13 protein-coding genes are annotated in these 15,246 nt (G+C 47.4%); 2 read left to right on the top strand and 11 right to left on the bottom strand.

Going from position 1 to position 15,246, the window contains the following annotated elements:
- Positions 1-120 precede the first annotated feature (120 nt).
- From LLG46_06640 to LLG46_06615, 6 genes are read right to left on the bottom strand one after another with little or no spacing between them, the layout of a single operon-like run.
- Positions 121-1,194 (bottom strand): glycosyltransferase, encoded by a 1,074-nt coding sequence (locus LLG46_06640; GenBank protein ID MCE5322976.1) that lies wholly within the window; start codon positions 1,192-1,194, stop codon positions 121-123.
- The gene (locus tag LLG46_06635; GenBank protein ID MCE5322975.1) at positions 1,191-2,597 is read right to left on the bottom strand and encodes an O-antigen ligase family protein; all 1,407 of its coding nucleotides are present in this window, start codon (positions 2,595-2,597) and stop codon (positions 1,191-1,193) included. Before LLG46_06635 ends, LLG46_06640 begins: the two co-directional genes overlap by 4 nt.
- Complete coding sequence (locus LLG46_06630) at positions 2,594-3,811, bottom strand: glycosyltransferase family 4 protein (protein ID MCE5322974.1); 1,218 nt, start codon at positions 3,809-3,811, stop codon at positions 2,594-2,596. The genes LLG46_06635 and LLG46_06630 overlap by 4 nt, the downstream gene beginning before the upstream one ends.
- Positions 3,808-4,383 (bottom strand): acyltransferase, encoded by a 576-nt coding sequence (locus tag LLG46_06625; protein MCE5322973.1) that lies wholly within the window; start codon positions 4,381-4,383, stop codon positions 3,808-3,810. Before LLG46_06625 ends, LLG46_06630 begins: the two co-directional genes overlap by 4 nt.
- A gap of 51 nt (positions 4,384-4,434) precedes the next feature.
- On the bottom strand, positions 4,435-4,992 hold the full coding sequence (locus tag LLG46_06620) for an acyltransferase (GenBank protein MCE5322972.1): 558 nt from the start codon (positions 4,990-4,992) through the stop codon (positions 4,435-4,437).
- Positions 4,989-6,278, bottom strand: coding sequence for an oligosaccharide flippase family protein (locus LLG46_06615; GenBank protein MCE5322971.1), 1,290 nt, complete (start codon positions 6,276-6,278; stop codon positions 4,989-4,991). The genes LLG46_06620 and LLG46_06615 overlap by 4 nt, the downstream gene beginning before the upstream one ends.
- A 349-nt stretch (positions 6,279-6,627) precedes the next feature.
- Here LLG46_06615 and LLG46_06610 point away from each other — a divergent pair, with 349 nt between their 5' ends.
- Positions 6,628-7,806 carry a hypothetical protein gene (locus LLG46_06610; protein ID MCE5322970.1) on the top strand — a complete coding sequence of 393 codons (1,179 nt, stop codon included), beginning with the start codon at positions 6,628-6,630 and terminating at the stop codon, positions 7,804-7,806.
- Positions 7,807-7,980: 174 nt separating this feature from the next.
- Complete coding sequence (locus LLG46_06605; protein ID MCE5322969.1) at positions 7,981-8,763, top strand: alpha/beta hydrolase; 783 nt, start codon at positions 7,981-7,983, stop codon at positions 8,761-8,763.
- Position 8,764: 1 nt separating this feature from the next.
- Here the strand turns inward: LLG46_06605 and LLG46_06600 are convergent, their stop codons facing one another.
- The 5 genes from LLG46_06600 to LLG46_06580 all read right to left on the bottom strand — a co-directional run bounded on the left by LLG46_06600 (position 8,765) and on the right by LLG46_06580 (position 14,987).
- Positions 8,765-9,952: a Glu/Leu/Phe/Val dehydrogenase gene (locus LLG46_06600; protein ID MCE5322968.1), complete on the bottom strand. Its 1,188-nt coding sequence runs from the start codon at positions 9,950-9,952 to the stop codon at positions 8,765-8,767.
- A gap of 45 nt (positions 9,953-9,997) precedes the next feature.
- Positions 9,998-11,365 (bottom strand): aspartate aminotransferase family protein, encoded by a 1,368-nt coding sequence (locus tag LLG46_06595; protein MCE5322967.1) that lies wholly within the window; start codon positions 11,363-11,365, stop codon positions 9,998-10,000.
- A gap of 12 nt (positions 11,366-11,377) precedes the next feature.
- Positions 11,378-12,451 carry a Gfo/Idh/MocA family oxidoreductase gene (locus LLG46_06590; protein MCE5322966.1) on the bottom strand — a complete coding sequence of 358 codons (1,074 nt, stop codon included), beginning with the start codon at positions 12,449-12,451 and terminating at the stop codon, positions 11,378-11,380.
- Positions 12,452-12,672: 221 nt separating this feature from the next.
- Positions 12,673-13,896, bottom strand: a complete 1,224-nt coding sequence (locus LLG46_06585) for an ArgE/DapE family deacylase (GenBank protein MCE5322965.1) — start codon at positions 13,894-13,896, stop codon at positions 12,673-12,675.
- A 101-nt stretch (positions 13,897-13,997) separates the two neighbouring features.
- Entirely contained in the window at positions 13,998-14,987 is a 990-nt protein-coding gene (locus tag LLG46_06580; protein MCE5322964.1) for a LacI family transcriptional regulator, read from the bottom strand.
- Between the last annotated feature and the right edge of the window lie 259 nt (positions 14,988-15,246).

Genomic DNA, 15,246 nt, shown 5'->3' with positions numbered 1-15,246 from the left:
ACTACATCTCCCAAAAAACATCCCACTCAACCATATAATCTGTAACCATATCGACTGCAACTGCTATCAGACAAGATGATTGCCGGCTAAGTGACTAGATCTAAACAATATGATTGTTTTCTACTTGTGGATATCAACACCCTGCAAAATGTTCTTATAGACCTCTTCCATCCGATCTACACAGGCAGACCATTCGTAGTGTTCCTTGACGAATTCGCGCCCATTTTCCCCCATTTCCTTACGCAGAGATTCGTCTCTTGCCAGCAGCAGTATCGCGTCAGCAAGCGCATCAACATCTTCTGCTGGAACGATCTTCCCGGTGACACCATTGACAGTGACCTCAGGCAGTCCCCCAACGCTGCTTGTGATAACAGGCACGCCGCAGGCCGATGCTTCCAACACCGCAACTCCAAAGCTTTCCGATCGACTGGCATTGACAAATATATCAATCCTGTTCATATATCGAGGCACATCATGATGCGGTATACGATCAACGAAATCAACTAAATTTTGGATGTTCAGACTTTGTGCCAAGTCAACGAACTGCCTCTTTAGTGATCCGTTTCCAACGATCATCAATCTCATCTTCAAGCTGTCATCACAGCTTGCCTTGGCAAATGCTTTGAGCAATATATCGATAGCGTATGAGTGCCTCAACGACTTAATAATCCCTACAGTTACGAAATCGTTCTTGCCGGCCGGCGAAATCGGCCGAAATTGCGCCGTGTTTACTCCAAACGGTATAACTGTCGGCCTGGCAAGGTGCGGATAGAGGTCAGTCACCTGGTCCGCCATTGCACTGCTTGTGGATAATATATAGTCATAATGCTCCAGGTTTCGCCGAAGTATATTGAAACGCGACCGGGACTGATATGGAAACTTAAACACATCACTCCCCCAGACCGACAAAATACAAGGCCGATAATTGGCAAGACGCCCCAGAGTACCGTTTCCGCTGGCATAATGCACATGCAGCAAGTCCGGCTGTATCTTTTTGAGCAGGCGCCTGAGAATGCCTACATTCAGATAATAGCCAAAAGGCCGTTTGAAAGGCAGAAGATGTACACGCACATCGCCAGGATCTTCCATATTCTCCATAGAAATGAGATGGACATCATGCCCACGCTCGCTTAAAGAGCGAACCCACTTTTGCGCATGAGACGATATTCCATCGGAGAGTATGGCAAGTCTCATAATGGCTTCCTTGTGAAGTTGCGATACGCTGCAACAATTACTCCTGATAGCATAAAAAGCATTGGATCATCCAGCAAGCGGCCTTCAGATTGAGAACTCAATAAAATAACCAGAATTGATACCCATGAGGCGATGCCGATGAACCACAACCTTGAACCGCTGCTTATTTTTTTGGTCAGCCTATATAGCGATACAAACAGCGCAACAGTGAGTATTATACCAACTAACCCTAGCTCTGCTGCAATTGTCAATAATGATGTATGTGATTTCGCTACATAGTTTCCGCCATATGGCAATAAATTCGTATAGTTCATTGATGCGCATGATTGAAATGTATTAATGCCCACACCGAAAATAGGATGATCTATAAACATTCTTACGGCTGTATTAATCAAAGCGATTCTTGCACCAAATGCAGATATCCCTGAAGAAAATGAACCAATTCTGCTCGTAAACTCCTTGCTGGCTAATGTAAACGTTCCAGCTATCACCAAACATCCGAAAAGCGCCAGTGATGATTTTAAATTAACTCTCCAAACTCCATATACTCCAAGGATGACTATAACAAACAACAACCCAATGAAACCGCTTCGGGAAAAGGTGACAAATAATGCGAGCAAGTATACCGGAAAAGCAAGAAAAGCAGGCAGCTTGACAATCTTATGCTGTTTATAGACGCACAGATAGAATACAAAAGCCTCCAGTATAAATCTTGCAAGAATATTTGGGTCGCCAAAGGTGGCATTAACGCGGTTCATACCGGATATCGTAAGGGCACTGTTCCAGATATAGATGCCTGTAGCATATTGAAATATACTTAGGAGCCCAATCGCAAAGCCTGTATAGATAATCGCTGCTGCAAATAGTTCGATCCGCTTTTGATTGTTCAGCAGATAAATAATCGCTCCGCACATTGCGACATTGAAAATGAGCCTGAATAGCTCTATCATCGATCCCTTATGATCTGATGATATTATTATTGCAGAAAATGCATAATAAAGGATAAATAGAGCCATAATCAACGCTACATGGCCGCGCGGACGGATACTTTTGAATGTCTTCGCACTCAGAAAAGCAGCCACTATTATTGTAAGTAATGCGGTCAACCGAAAAAGGTCAATAATTGAGACACTGGCTCCATCAATACTTTTATCCAACAACAAGAAAGGAAAGAATGTTTTGGAGTATTCCAAGGGGTATGTTATGACAAGCAACGAGACTAAATACGCCGGATGCTCAATCACAACTATTAAAATGATAACAAATGCCAGGAAGCATATGACAGGGACGCAAGGAATCTGCAGAGCCATCAGAAGACCCACTGCAATACACGCAAATATAGCTATCAACACCATGCTGATTTTCCTGGCTGATAGTCTTTGAATTGCATTCGTCGCATTCATTTGGAATTCTCCTTGCATCCACCTAATGCAATTTCCAAAAATGCCGACGCAATTTTGCTCCAGTCATAATCTGCCGCTTTGGTTTGTGCATTCTTGCCGAGCCGGCCCGCTCTGCATGGATCATCCAACAAAGTTTCTATGCCGGCCGCAAGTGACTGAGAATTCCACTCATCAACTAAACATCCAGTTTGATCGTGCTCAAGGAGTTGACTATAAGTCATATTGTTCCAAGCTACTATGGCTTTACCTGCAGCCATCATCTCAATTGCCGCGTTACTGACTCCGCCACCACCTGATACTGCCACGCATACATCTATCTGTTGGAGGAATGCGCTCACCTCCTTCTGCTCACCCGCAAAGAACATCATATCTTCAACACCGAGACTATGCGCATATTCCTTATAGGCAGTTGGGTCGCCTTTACCAATAAATGCAAAGCGTACACTGTTTGCATATTTCTCTTTCAAAACTGCTGCGGCCTCGATTATGTATCGAATGCCTTTGACATCCCTCAACGTTGCTACTGTGGCCACAAATCGAATTCCTGAAAGCCTCTGCTTTTCAATATCACATAAAGTGTTGTTGCCAAAGATAGGTTGTGGATGAGCAAACTGGTTATAGTTTACACCATTTGAAACCACTGTCGACTCCACGCCCAATTCATTCAACAGATAATCTGCAGTATCGCGTCCATTGCTGTGAACAGCGTCTGAATACCGAAGCAAGAATTTCTCAATACTCTTGTAGATGCGCGCAACCAACGGATGTCCCATAGCCTCAAGATCAAGTCCAATCCTTCCACGAACAGAACATAGAACTCGCTGCGTACGTCTTGTCAGTTTCAATCCTGCTGCCGGCAGCATGCCGGGTATTGGATGGAGCACTACTACTACATCACCCTTTTTCGCAGTCGCACAAAGCGCCTTATATGATTGGGTTATCCATTTTATGCTCTGCATATTAGAGGCAACCAGTCGAAGAGGACGTGGTAATTTAACTGAATACTTTGTTGTTGACTTCCGTTGAGTCCTTACAAGCGAAAGGTGTGTGAAAGGCGAAAGATCATAAAATGGTTTTTCATCCGACTCCGGTGAGATAATTACCAGTTGTATATCATCCACTGAATCCAAGACCCTGATTATGTTATACAACCAGTTCTCTATTCCTCCGGAATACGAAGGAAACGGATTTGCAGTTAAAAATATGATCTTCATATACGATTCTGCGGCTGAAGTGTTTTTACTACTTTTGCAGGGTTTCCAGCCGCGATGGAGTAAGCCGGCACATCTTTTGTGACCACGGCATTGGCAGCCACTACCGCCCCTTCGCCTATTGTGACCCCCTTGCAGATCAATGCGTTTTGTCCTATCCACACATTGTCCTTAATCACTATGGGTTTCTTGTCCGCATATTTCCAATCCCATAAACTGCTGTTAAACCCGCTCTCACACATTTTCTTGCGGACATCAGGATCAGTCGGGTGGCTATTATGGTCGTAGATTGTCACATTATTGGATATGATGCAGTGAGATCCGATTTTAATTCCTATTGCAGAACCTATAACTGACTTATACCTGACAGTGGTGTATGGTCCTATTTCTATGTTTCCTTCGCTATTACATATGCAAGCCGACATAATGGCACAATTGGCACCTATTTGTATTTGCCTCTTGTTATGGCTTATGGCCTTGGCCGTCCATCCGATCTCGGTATTATTGCCGCATGCAGCCCTTCTCCTGAATCGATAACCGACCACAAGCGAAAGCAACTTATATATTAGCCCCATTAGGTTGCAGCCCTCAGATTATTTTACCTATAATTATAGCACTCAATTTGCTTACTTGACTTGTTTGGCGGGTACACCTGCAATCACACAATGTCCTTCAGGAAAGCTGCCGGTGACGACCGCTCCTGCTCCCACTATGGTATGAGGTCCAAGTGTGACGCCTGGGAGGATTATTGAATTCATCCCGATCCAGCATCTTTCTCCAATAACGACTTCTTGACCCGGAGCAGAGCATTCGAGTCGATCGATGTCATGATTTGCGGTTATTATTCCGACACCGGGAGCTATGTAAGATCCCCTGCCGATCTTTATCTTTGCTTCAGATGCTCGGAAATAGCACCCAATGGTTTGAAAGTTGTTGATGTCGTCAGGATGGAACTCAATATTCCTCGGATAAGCCACCATGATACACGGGCTCACAGGCCAGGGCACGTGTCTGTTAAAGCCCAAGATTTTCTGCAGCCAAAAAGACCTCCAAGCCCATCTCCATCCTATTATGGAAGAATCAAAATATCTGCCCCTTAGATACTTCGAGTCAAAAAAAGGAGATGCTGCCAGACGTAGCAGAGGCACAATACAAGAAAACAATCTCTTAGCAAGACTCTTCACGATGTGATCCCACCCATATCTCCAACACTCGCATTGCATACAATCCATCGATACATTAGGTAGAAACCGGCATATGTTAAAGCCATTGTCAGAGCATACGTTGCAACTGTCGCTTCCGCTGTCCAACCAAGGGTATGCGGAACCACTAACGCTATGGCTACCAATATACTCCTTGTCAGGTCTCCTATCATCTGCAAATCCTGCCTCTCCATTAATATCGCTACTGTGGATATAGGAGAAACAACCAGTTGAGCAGCCGCGCTAACCGACAGAAATGCAGCATAAAGCCCCGCATTCTGCCAGTTATGGCCAAATATAAACCCAAATATATATGGCGACACACAGCCAAACAATATTACAAGCCCACTAATCCTTACGAGCTTGCGTGTTACGTTGCTGAACATACCGGCAAGCTTGCTTCTATCATTGCGTACAATTTCTGCAGTTTCACCCATATATACCTGCATAACAGCTGCACCTACAAGAATACCGGGAATGCCGACTATCCTCATCGCAAGTGAAAAGAGCCCGGTTTTTTCCGTACCATAAAACGAAGATATCAGGAGAATCGGAAGAAACGATGCAGCATTATTTAGCAATGCTGACGGTGCGCTCAGCAATGCGAATTTCTTATACCTGACCGCTAGCCTGCCCATCTCCCTTATACTACTTGACTTAAGCTCTTTTTTATGATTCTTAATGAGTGGTCGGAGCAGTGTTGTCAAACCGAAAGACATTGAAACAAACTGGCCAACCAGAAGCCCTAATGGTCGAATTTGCAGGTAACCCAAACCAAGCGTGGTTACACCGCCGCCGATGCTTTGGTGAAGCTTTGTTTTTGTCAGATCACTGAAACGTTTGCTTCTCACAGCCCAATATGTGAGTGACTGATATATCCCGCCTCCAAATATGCTTACCGGAAGCATCCATGCATATGGAGCCAGCGCCGAACCATTTACAAGCGACAAGACTTGCTTGCCCCATAACCAGACAACAAGACCTACAATAACTGCCGTAAACGTATTTAGAATAACCGATAAGCTAAACAGGTTTATTGCATCACCGTCTTTTTCGGGTATCGTAATTGCAAGTTCGTAGCGTCCGCTGGATGCGAGCAATATCACGTTAAGTATTGCGGTAAAAATTCCAAGCACACCATAATCGGCCGGGGTATAGAAACGTGTAGTGATTGGAGTAATCACAAACAATATTACCTGTGAGGCTAGAGACCCAGCCGACAGCATTGTTATGTGGCGTGCGAATTCACTTTTGGGCAGAATTCGCATAATGATTCCTCGAACGAAGCCCATGTTCTACTCAAGCATCTTGATTACGCGATATAATTCGTATTTGGTAACATTTAGTTGATTACATACAATGCTTTCTGATAATGATACTAACATATCAGCATGATCTCTCAAGCAATGCATAGCTTATATATATCGCCCTCAGCCTTAATAGTATAACAAATCGCTTACACGCTGTCCAACCGAATCACGCCTGCCTATGAGCGTTTTGCATTGGGTACCATGTAGCTGATTTCGCATCTTATATTGCTTGACAAAACAAATGTAAGACAAGTAGAATTTGCTGACCGATGATCACAAAGTGTTCTTGCCGGGAAGGGTATTCCTAGTGGAAAGTAAGACTGAGAATTTATACGATAATGAGATTGATTTAGTAGAACTAGCTCGTCCTGTGTTTGTGGCATGGAAGTTTATACTCATTGTCGCTATCTTTTGTGGATTGATTGCTTTCTTCTACAGCCGCACACTTCCTGAAATATACCAATCCAAAGCAACGTTTTTTGTCCAACAGAACTCTTCAGTATCCAGCCTGGTAAATAGTCTTCCCATTGCTGGCTTAGGAGCCAGCAGCGGCCAAAGCGGTTATTTCCTTACTATTCTTCAAAGCAATACGCTCAAAAGACAAGTCGTGAGACGCTTGAAGCTTGTTGACAATAGGCATTTTATGAAAAAATGTCCGAATGGTCTGAATCCAGAATCTGCTGCTGTTGAGGCTCTAACTAGTGCAACAACTATAAATCAAGATAAAAATGGCAGCATCAGTCTTTCTGTCCGCGCTCAGCAGCCCAAACTTGCTGCAGACATTGCAAATGCCATGCTCGATCAAATGGAAGTAATGGTGATCAGAATATCAACACGTAAATCTGATTTCATAGAAGAGCGTATTGATGAGACCAAAACCGATCTTGCAAAAGCAGAAGACGATATGAGCCGGTTTCTAGAAAAAAACCAGGTTGCCTCGATCGATGAACAAACCAAGCTCATGGTCGACAAACTCAGCAAACTCGATGCTGATCTGCTGGATGTAAATACCAAACTTCAAGGCCTATACAGCGAGCTGGCAACAGCAGGCAATCTTGACGATCTCGTTAATAAAGAAGTCTCACAGAAGTCGCTTGAGGCTACACGGGATTATATTCAAAACGAGCGCACAAAACTCACTTTACAAATTGAAAAACTGCCTGAGACTGCAACCAAATATGCGCGAATTCAACGCAGAGTCGCAGTCTTGAGCAAGACATACGAACTCCTCACTGAACAATATCAGATCGCGCAAATTACACAAAAAGGCGAAGACGGCGACTATCAAATTATAGATAGAGCCCGGCCAAACCCCGAGAAAGTCGCCCCAAGCAATACGTCAAATGCAATTTTCGGATTTCTTGTTGGAATGTTGATTATGTCAGTGGTTTTGCTTATCCGCAGTAGAATAAACCGGAAAAAGCGTTCGAGAACCAATAGAAGCACTTATGCAAGACCCATAGAAAATACTCCGGCAAAAAGGTAAATTATGGCCTGAACCGGGTGGTCCAGGCCATATATCATGAGCACGATATACTTTATCTACACCACGCCATACTACATCGCGTCCCCAAGGCAGTCAGTAGCCTTTTTATTGACACGTATTGGTCTGCCTGAGTATTATATTGCTGTGTAAATGCTCTTGATGGGGTGGCAACAAGTGCCGGCAATTAACGTGGATGGCCTGCGGGTCAACTACAACGACACCGGTAGCGGTATGCCGATAGTGTTTGTCCCTGGGCTTGCCGGAGCGAAGGACTGGTTCTATTATCAGGCTTTGGGGCTGGCTGACCATTATCGCATAATCAGCTACGACATGCGTCGGTCTCGAAATCAAACCGCCTATACTCACGATATTCTGACTGATGATCTGATCCGTCTGCTTGATAGACTGAGAATATATGCCGCAGTGGTCGTCGGTCATGGTCTGGGTGGATTGATAGCTATGCAGTTTGCCGCAATGCATCCCGAATGCTGTCCTGCACTGATTTTGTGCTCCACCTCGCCATCATTTCCCCGCTTGTCAGACGACGAGTTTATCTCGCACATGCTTCCAGGAGAAGTCAAACTAGAGAGCGCCATTGTCAGATGGTGGAAACGGTGGTTCGGACGCAAAGCTGGTCCCTGCGCAGCCGAACCAAACGCTATTCTCACCGAATGCCTGTCTAAAATAGATCATGTTACACTGGCTAAGCGCATGAATATTTTGAGAAATACAGACTTGACATCCTTAGTCAGTGAGATTGAAGTCCCCACGCTTGTGACAGCTTCCACAGATGATGCGGCGTATATCCTGGCAGGCTCACAGGTATTGGAAGAGAGCATACCGAATGCAAGCCTCGAAATAATCGAAGGTACAGACCGCTTCTACTTCCACACAAGACATGATCTTTTCAATGCCATTATTGACGACTATCTGGCCGAGAAGATTGCACTGTTTTGAATTACACCCATCCCCGATCACGCATCGATTGCACGACCTCATCCACAGCCAGTGCCCATGCCGCATGCCTGTAGGATGCTTTTTTGCTCACGGCAAACTCCGAGACCTCGGCATATGAGCGTGATATCTGTCTTTCTATGACTTCATAGGTCTCACGCTTATCTGTCAGACTCCCCGATTTCGCTTGGCGCCACTCTATGTAAGATGCGATTACGCCACCTGAGTTTGCAAGAATATCAGGCACCGCCATTATTTTTCTGTCATTAAGCACCGTGTCGGCAGTGGACATTGTAGGATCGTTGGCTGCCTCTACTATCAGTTTTGCCCGGACTTTACTTGCGACTTTGTCAGTGATAACCCCACCTGCTGCAGCCGGAACGAGCACATCCACAGGCAGATATAGCAGATCATCCCTTGGGATTGCAGGCAAATCCAGCTCTTCGAGGTCGCGGACTGTTTTTATCTTGTCAATCGGCACTCCATGCTCGCAGTATATAGCTTTTGACACATCCGAAACAGCGACAACTCGCGCGCCCCATTCATGCAGGAATATTGCGGTCCATCTGCCAACATTGCCGAAGCCCTGGACTGCTACGGTGAGGTCTTTTATTTCTTTACCGAGAATGTCGGCTGCAGCGAGCTTTACCGTGGTTGCCACGCCGTAACCAGTCGCCTCTGCCCTGCCCGGCAGACCTCCTATCCGCGGCGGTTTGCCTGTAACCGATTCGAGGATGTGTGTGCAGCCATAGATAGTAGCCATATCCGCTGGTCCAGTCCCCATGTCCGGCGCAGGGACGTATGCGCCGGAATGAAGATACGGTCCGAATACATGCACATATTCAGAAAGAAGCGCGCGCCTTGCCTCCGGGCTCAGGCAGTTTCCGTCTATCCTGATACCCGACTTGCCGCCGCCGAAGGGAATTTTGGCAAGTGCGCACTTATAGGTCATCAGTTCAGCAAGCCGACGAGTTTCCTCGATGCTGACATCATTCCACATTCTGATGCCGCCCTTTGCCGGCCCCCTCACACTGCTGTGCTGCACAATAAACGAATCCGCCTGAATAATGTGTCCGTCCCACTTCAGGCTTAGGTTAGAATACAGTTCCATCTCGCTCTTGCTCAGAAGCTGCACCGCTTCCGGGCTGATGTCGATATACCGTGAAACAAGATCAAAATCCACAACGCTCATTTCATCATCTCCTTTGATGATCCATTGCTTCTTTGCATTCAGCGTTTATCCAAGAATTTCATTAACCGCTTCTTCAAACACATCGATAGACTCGTGCAGCGCATCTTCGGCAATCGTAAGTGGAGGCGCAATTTTAAGGCATTCCCCACCGATACCTACAGGCGCAAACATCAACAGACCCTTATGAATGCATTTGAGATTTATGGCTGTAGCAGTAACAGGGTCTGGTTCCTTTGTTCCCGGTTTTACCACTTGAATACCAGCAACCAGCCCGAGGCCATGGAAGCATCCCAGTCTATCCGGGTATTTTTTCTGGATGCGCTCAAGTTCGGGGTTCATAATCTTTCCGAGTTGTGCAGCCCTTTCGGTGAGCTTTTCGTCCAATATCAGCTTGAGGTTGGCAACAGCGGCAGCCACAGGCAGAGGCGAAGCTGAGTGAGTGGATGTCATCGACCCTGGCGGATATAGACCCATAATGTCTTCACGCCCGATCACAGCCGATATCGGCAGCGATGACGATATCCCTTTGCCGCATGAGATCAGGTCTGGCTTGACTCCATAATGCTCGAAGCAGAACAACTTGCCGGTGCGCCCGAAACCCGATTGCACTTCATCAAATGTCATCACGATATCGTATTTGCGGCAGAACTCCTGCAGCTTTTGAGCATACTCCACAGTCAGGAAATCCGGTCCCACGCCCTGATAGCTCTCAGTCATAACTCCGGCTATGTCTTCAGGCTTGATTCCTTTCTCCTTAAGAGTGCTAAGGAATAGATCGAATGATCGGTCTACAGTTTTATAGCCGTCCGGGAATGGTACCTGGACAAATGTCTGATTTCTGTCGACCATCCATTCCTTCTGTCTGTCCATCCCGCCTGCAAGCTGCGCGCCCATGGTTCTGCCATGGAATGCATTCTTAAATGAGACGAAATATTTTTTGTGAGGCCCATGCTTTTTCAGAGCATATGTCTTTGAGAGCTTGATACAGTTCTCTGTGGCCTCGCTGCCGGTCGAGAGGAGAAACACACGATACTTTTCAGGCTCAGGAGCAAGCGATTGGAGAATTCCGCAAAGCTCAGCGCGCTGCTCGTGCACAAACACATAGCTTGCCAGCAGACCCTGGTCTATAACTTTTTTCAAGGCATCACGAATTTCTTTTCGGCCATGACCGGCATTGGCGACCAGCACACAGCTCGACCAGTCTATCCAGCAGTTTCCCCAGCGGTCTTCAATGATAAAATTGTCTGCCTTGTGCCAGATCACAGGCGGCTGGCCGGACATACTCTGCGGCTCGCACTGTCTCAGTTTTTCGAGTATAGGCAGCGACTCCGGCACCGGAATCTTTGTCTTTATAGTCCTGTATTTTGTATTGACCTGCGGCACATCCACAGGTGTAAGATCATACACAGCCATTTTATTCCCCTGTTATCTCAATTTAATCACTTCGCCAGTCTTGATGCTTTCATGGACGGCGACAGCAATGCGTGTAACTTCTCTTCCGTCCTCACCGGATGCCCAGCAGCCTTTTATCTTGTCTATCGAGCCGCCACCTTTGAGGAAAGAGACATTGTATGCGAAGTCTTCGATGCTTTCGATGCCATAACCGCGCAGAATCTTGCGTCCGTATTTGTCTTCGAGTTTGCGTGTGAAGTTGTTGTTATATGTCGCCATGCCCTCGTCGGTGATGCAGGATCGGGTTCCCCTGTCCTGACTGTCGCACTCAAAGACCCCTTTTGTGCCGACAACGCGCAGTGCCTGGTTAACAATCGCCTCAAAGCCCAGCGGCATGATCCATGATGTATCGAACGTAAATGCAGATCCGTTTTCAAATGTCATCTTTGCATTGATGCAGTCATATGTGTCCACGCCGTAGTCCTTGAGGAGCGTGTTTTTGGTGCCGGTCGCATATACGCTCTTCACCTCGCTCTTTACAATCCATCGAATGAGATCATAGAAGTGAACACCAAGAAACCATGCCGGAGACGAGTTCGGCGCCCAGTGCGGGAACCATTTGCTCGGCACCTCTATGCGGTCCTCCATATATACGCTGCCATAGAGTATATCACCAAGCTCGCCCGCCTGCACTCTGCGCTCGACAGCCTGATGGTCCGGGTCATATCGCTTGTGAAAGTCCACCTGGAGCAGCACGCCCGAATCTTTGGCCGCCTGAATGATTTCATCGCATCCTTTCACAGTGATATCCAGCGGCTTTTCGACCAGCACATGCTTGCCTGCCCTGGCTGCAGCCACTGCAATGTCTTTGTGCAGATGATCGGGGGTGGCTATGCTCACTGCATCGATATCCGCCTTTGCGAGCATCTCGTTATAGTCCGTGTATATCGGGCAATTGTATTCTTTGCGCAGCTGATCCGCGCGTTTTGGGTTTGCTTCTGCAATGGCGGCGAGTTCGGCAACATTCGTATACCCGAGCTGAGTGAATGCGTCCAGATGCATCTGACCGAACTTACCTGCGCCCACCACTGCCACTTTTATTGACATCTAATTAAGTCCTCCTGCTATGAGTAAATCTGAAACCATATATATTAGGAATGCGGGTGTGATTTATACTCCTTTGTTCGGGCGCAATATCTGATTGCGACCGCAAGGAAATTTCGCGATTTGAAATCGCGGAGTTCTTTTCCGGGCTGGATCGGATATCCAGCCCGAACAGAGAATGTATTCGCATTCTTAGCGATAAATATTCTTCAGTGTTTCCGCTATTAAGCACCGCACCAGTCGATCAAGAAGAGTGTCAAAACCTCCGCTGCGCGCAGTATATCGTCCATCTTGACCTGCTCGTTGAGAGAATGCGCGTAACCCAGGTCTCCCGCGCCAAAGACTATCGTAGGCATCTGACCGGTGTGATAGAAAAGCCTGCCGTCGCATGATGCAATCCAGCCCAGCAGCGGTTCCGGTCCAAGCACAGACCCGGCGATTTCACAGAACGATTTCACTGCCGGATGATTCACATCCGTCTCAAATGCCTCGTTATGCAGCCGCGAGAACTCGAATGTGTAATGCTGCTTTGCCCACTCACTCGCCTTTGCGTCGATGAGGCCATGCACTTCATCATATATTTGTGCAATCCGCCTGTTGGGTAAAAACGCTATTCCACCCTCGATCCAGCAGTTTGCGGGCACTGTAGCAGGCCAGTCGCCGCCGTTTATCTGGCCGATATTCACATTCACCGGGCTTGGCTCGAATGGAAACAAAGGGCTGCCCTTCGACTCTTCACGCAGTGCCTGCTCATATTCTCTGAGTATTTTGATGAGACCTACCATCTCGTCAATCGCGCTGATGCCGTCCCAATACTTGCCCATATGCGCCGATTTGCCGTCAACCGCCAGCTTATACCACACAGCTCCTCTATTGGCAGGATGCACCTTGAGGCTCGTCGGCTCCAGCACTACTGCAACATCCGCTTTGTGACCCTGCTTTATCACTGAGAGCGAGCCGTTTCCACCAGCTTCTTCCTCGATCACCAACTGCGCCTGCAGATCACCTTTCAGCTTCAGCCCGAGCACTTTCAATGTTTCGAGCGCAAGAATGACAGTGAGCACCTGCCCCTTTGCGTCGCAGGCTCCTCTGCCGTATACAATGCTGTCTTCATACCTCGGCACGAACATTTCGTCGGTTGCGGGCACGACATCGCTGTGAGAATTGATAATCGCGCTCCTGCCGCCCCCTGAGCCGGGCAGGTTCACGAGTATGTTGGGACGGCCATGATAGTCTTTAAGTCCCGGCACAACCGTATAATCCGGGTCATCGACTATTTTTTCGTCAATGTCCTCAAACTGCGGTGCAAAGCCCTGCTTGCTCAGATAATCGAATAAGAATTTCTGCACTTCATGCTCGCAGCACGCCGTGCTTTTAATTGAAATCAGCTCCTGCAAGAGCTTTGCAGCGCTTTCCTTTTGCGATGCCAGGTGTTGCTTAATATCCACGAGATACTGGTCCTTTCTTTGAGCTAAACAATTTACGCTAAGTAAATTGCACTTCTCAGCATAGAATCCGTATGTGTTAAAGTGCAATCTCTGATACAAGTTTATGGGCGTAATTTACTTAGCGTTTCGCCTCTTCTAATACCCACAGGCACTGTCATACTCTCCGGCGGCATCAGCGGGTCTTCCATTCTGTCAAAGAGCCTGTGGACTGCTGTCCTGGCCATAGCCGGATAGATGTCGTCGAGACATGTGATTGCGGGAAAAGGCAGCAGCGCAGCCGAATACGACTGTGCCCACCCGACATAGCTTATATCCTGTGGAACCCGGCAGCCCATAGCGCTCAGAGTGCTTAGAATTATTGCGTGGTCGGATGTTGTCCAGGCAAATATGGCCGTCGGCTTTGTGGCCAGCAAGTCACTCAGCAGCTTGGTGTAGACAACGCGGGACTTGTGCCGCACCTGCGATATGTCCGCGACAAGGCCGGCCTCCTCATAAGCCTTGCGAAACCCCTCCATAGGACCGGACCATGCCACGTCATCGGGAAACTGAACAATGGCTGCAATGCGTTTGTGTCCCACATCTATCATCATCCGTGTCAGTTCATATCCCAGATCTACATAATCAACCCGAACTCTGTCCATATCCATATCGAGTGTTTGGGACCTATCATCAAGCAGCACTGTCGGCATCACGTCTGCCAAGCTGCGAGCCAATTCCATGCTGAACTTTCCTGTCAGGATAACACCGTCCGCCGCAAGAGGGTTGACGTACACTTTAATCTGGTTGTATGACGCAAACTCGGGCATGCCCACAAGAAAAATGCGGTAGCTGTTGTGAAACGCTTCACTGCAGATCGCGAGGTGCAGTTCATGTTGCGCAGGAGCCATCTCTCCACACACGACAAACGCGATATTGCCGGTGCGCCGTCTTCTGGGGTTATATCCCATCTCGCGGGCGGTCTTGAGGATCAGCTTTCTGGTATCCGGCGATATGCGGTGGAGCGGGTCATGGCCGAGCACGCGCGTGACTGTGCTTCGCGAGATGCCGAGCCTGTCTGCGATAGCTTGTTGATCGACTCTGCTCTTGGACACTTTTATCACCTTTTGCTGATATTGCACAGTGGCGCACTGTGCGCAGTATATCTCAACCTGATATCAATGTCAACACTTACAAGCTCAGTTTCTGGGAACAGCTTATTACCCGAAGATGGTTTTCGTCTGATCGTGTAACGTTTGTCGTCTGATCGCATATCACATCAACAGAGTGGGAGGGCGAGGCTCCCGCCGAGCCTCATTTATCCGCATGAATGCAGAAATTAGAGCGTTGTTTTGTGTTTTCGCATGGAGGGTA

This window comes from bacterium (assembly GCA_021371935.1).
Taxonomy (GTDB): domain Bacteria; phylum Armatimonadota; class UBA5829; order UBA5829; family UBA5829; genus UBA5829.
Note: the sequence above shows the minus strand (reverse complement) of the source record. Positions and strands in the feature narration are given on the sequence as shown.

Bases quoted from the DNA above. Each gene is read 5' to 3' on its own strand.
- LLG46_06615 (MCE5322971.1), bottom strand. From the start codon at position 6,278: ATGCGAATTCTGCCCAAAAGTGAATTCGCACGCCACATAACAATGCTG.
- LLG46_06595 (MCE5322967.1), bottom strand. From the start codon at position 11,365: ATGGCTGTGTATGATCTTACACCTGTGGATGTGCCGCAGGTCAATACA.
- LLG46_06640 (MCE5322976.1), bottom strand. From the start codon at position 1,194: ATGAGACTTGCCATACTCTCCGATGGAATATCGTCTCATGCGCAAAAG.
- LLG46_06625 (MCE5322973.1), bottom strand. From the start codon at position 4,383: ATGGGGCTAATATATAAGTTGCTTTCGCTTGTGGTCGGTTATCGATTC.
- LLG46_06635 (MCE5322975.1), bottom strand. From the start codon at position 2,597: ATGAATGCGACGAATGCAATTCAAAGACTATCAGCCAGGAAAATCAGC.
- LLG46_06600 (MCE5322968.1), bottom strand. From the start codon at position 9,952: ATGAGCGTTGTGGATTTTGATCTTGTTTCACGGTATATCGACATCAGC.
- LLG46_06630 (MCE5322974.1), bottom strand. From the start codon at position 3,811: ATGAAGATCATATTTTTAACTGCAAATCCGTTTCCTTCGTATTCCGGA.
- LLG46_06590 (MCE5322966.1), bottom strand. From the start codon at position 12,451: ATGTCAATAAAAGTGGCAGTGGTGGGCGCAGGTAAGTTCGGTCAGATG.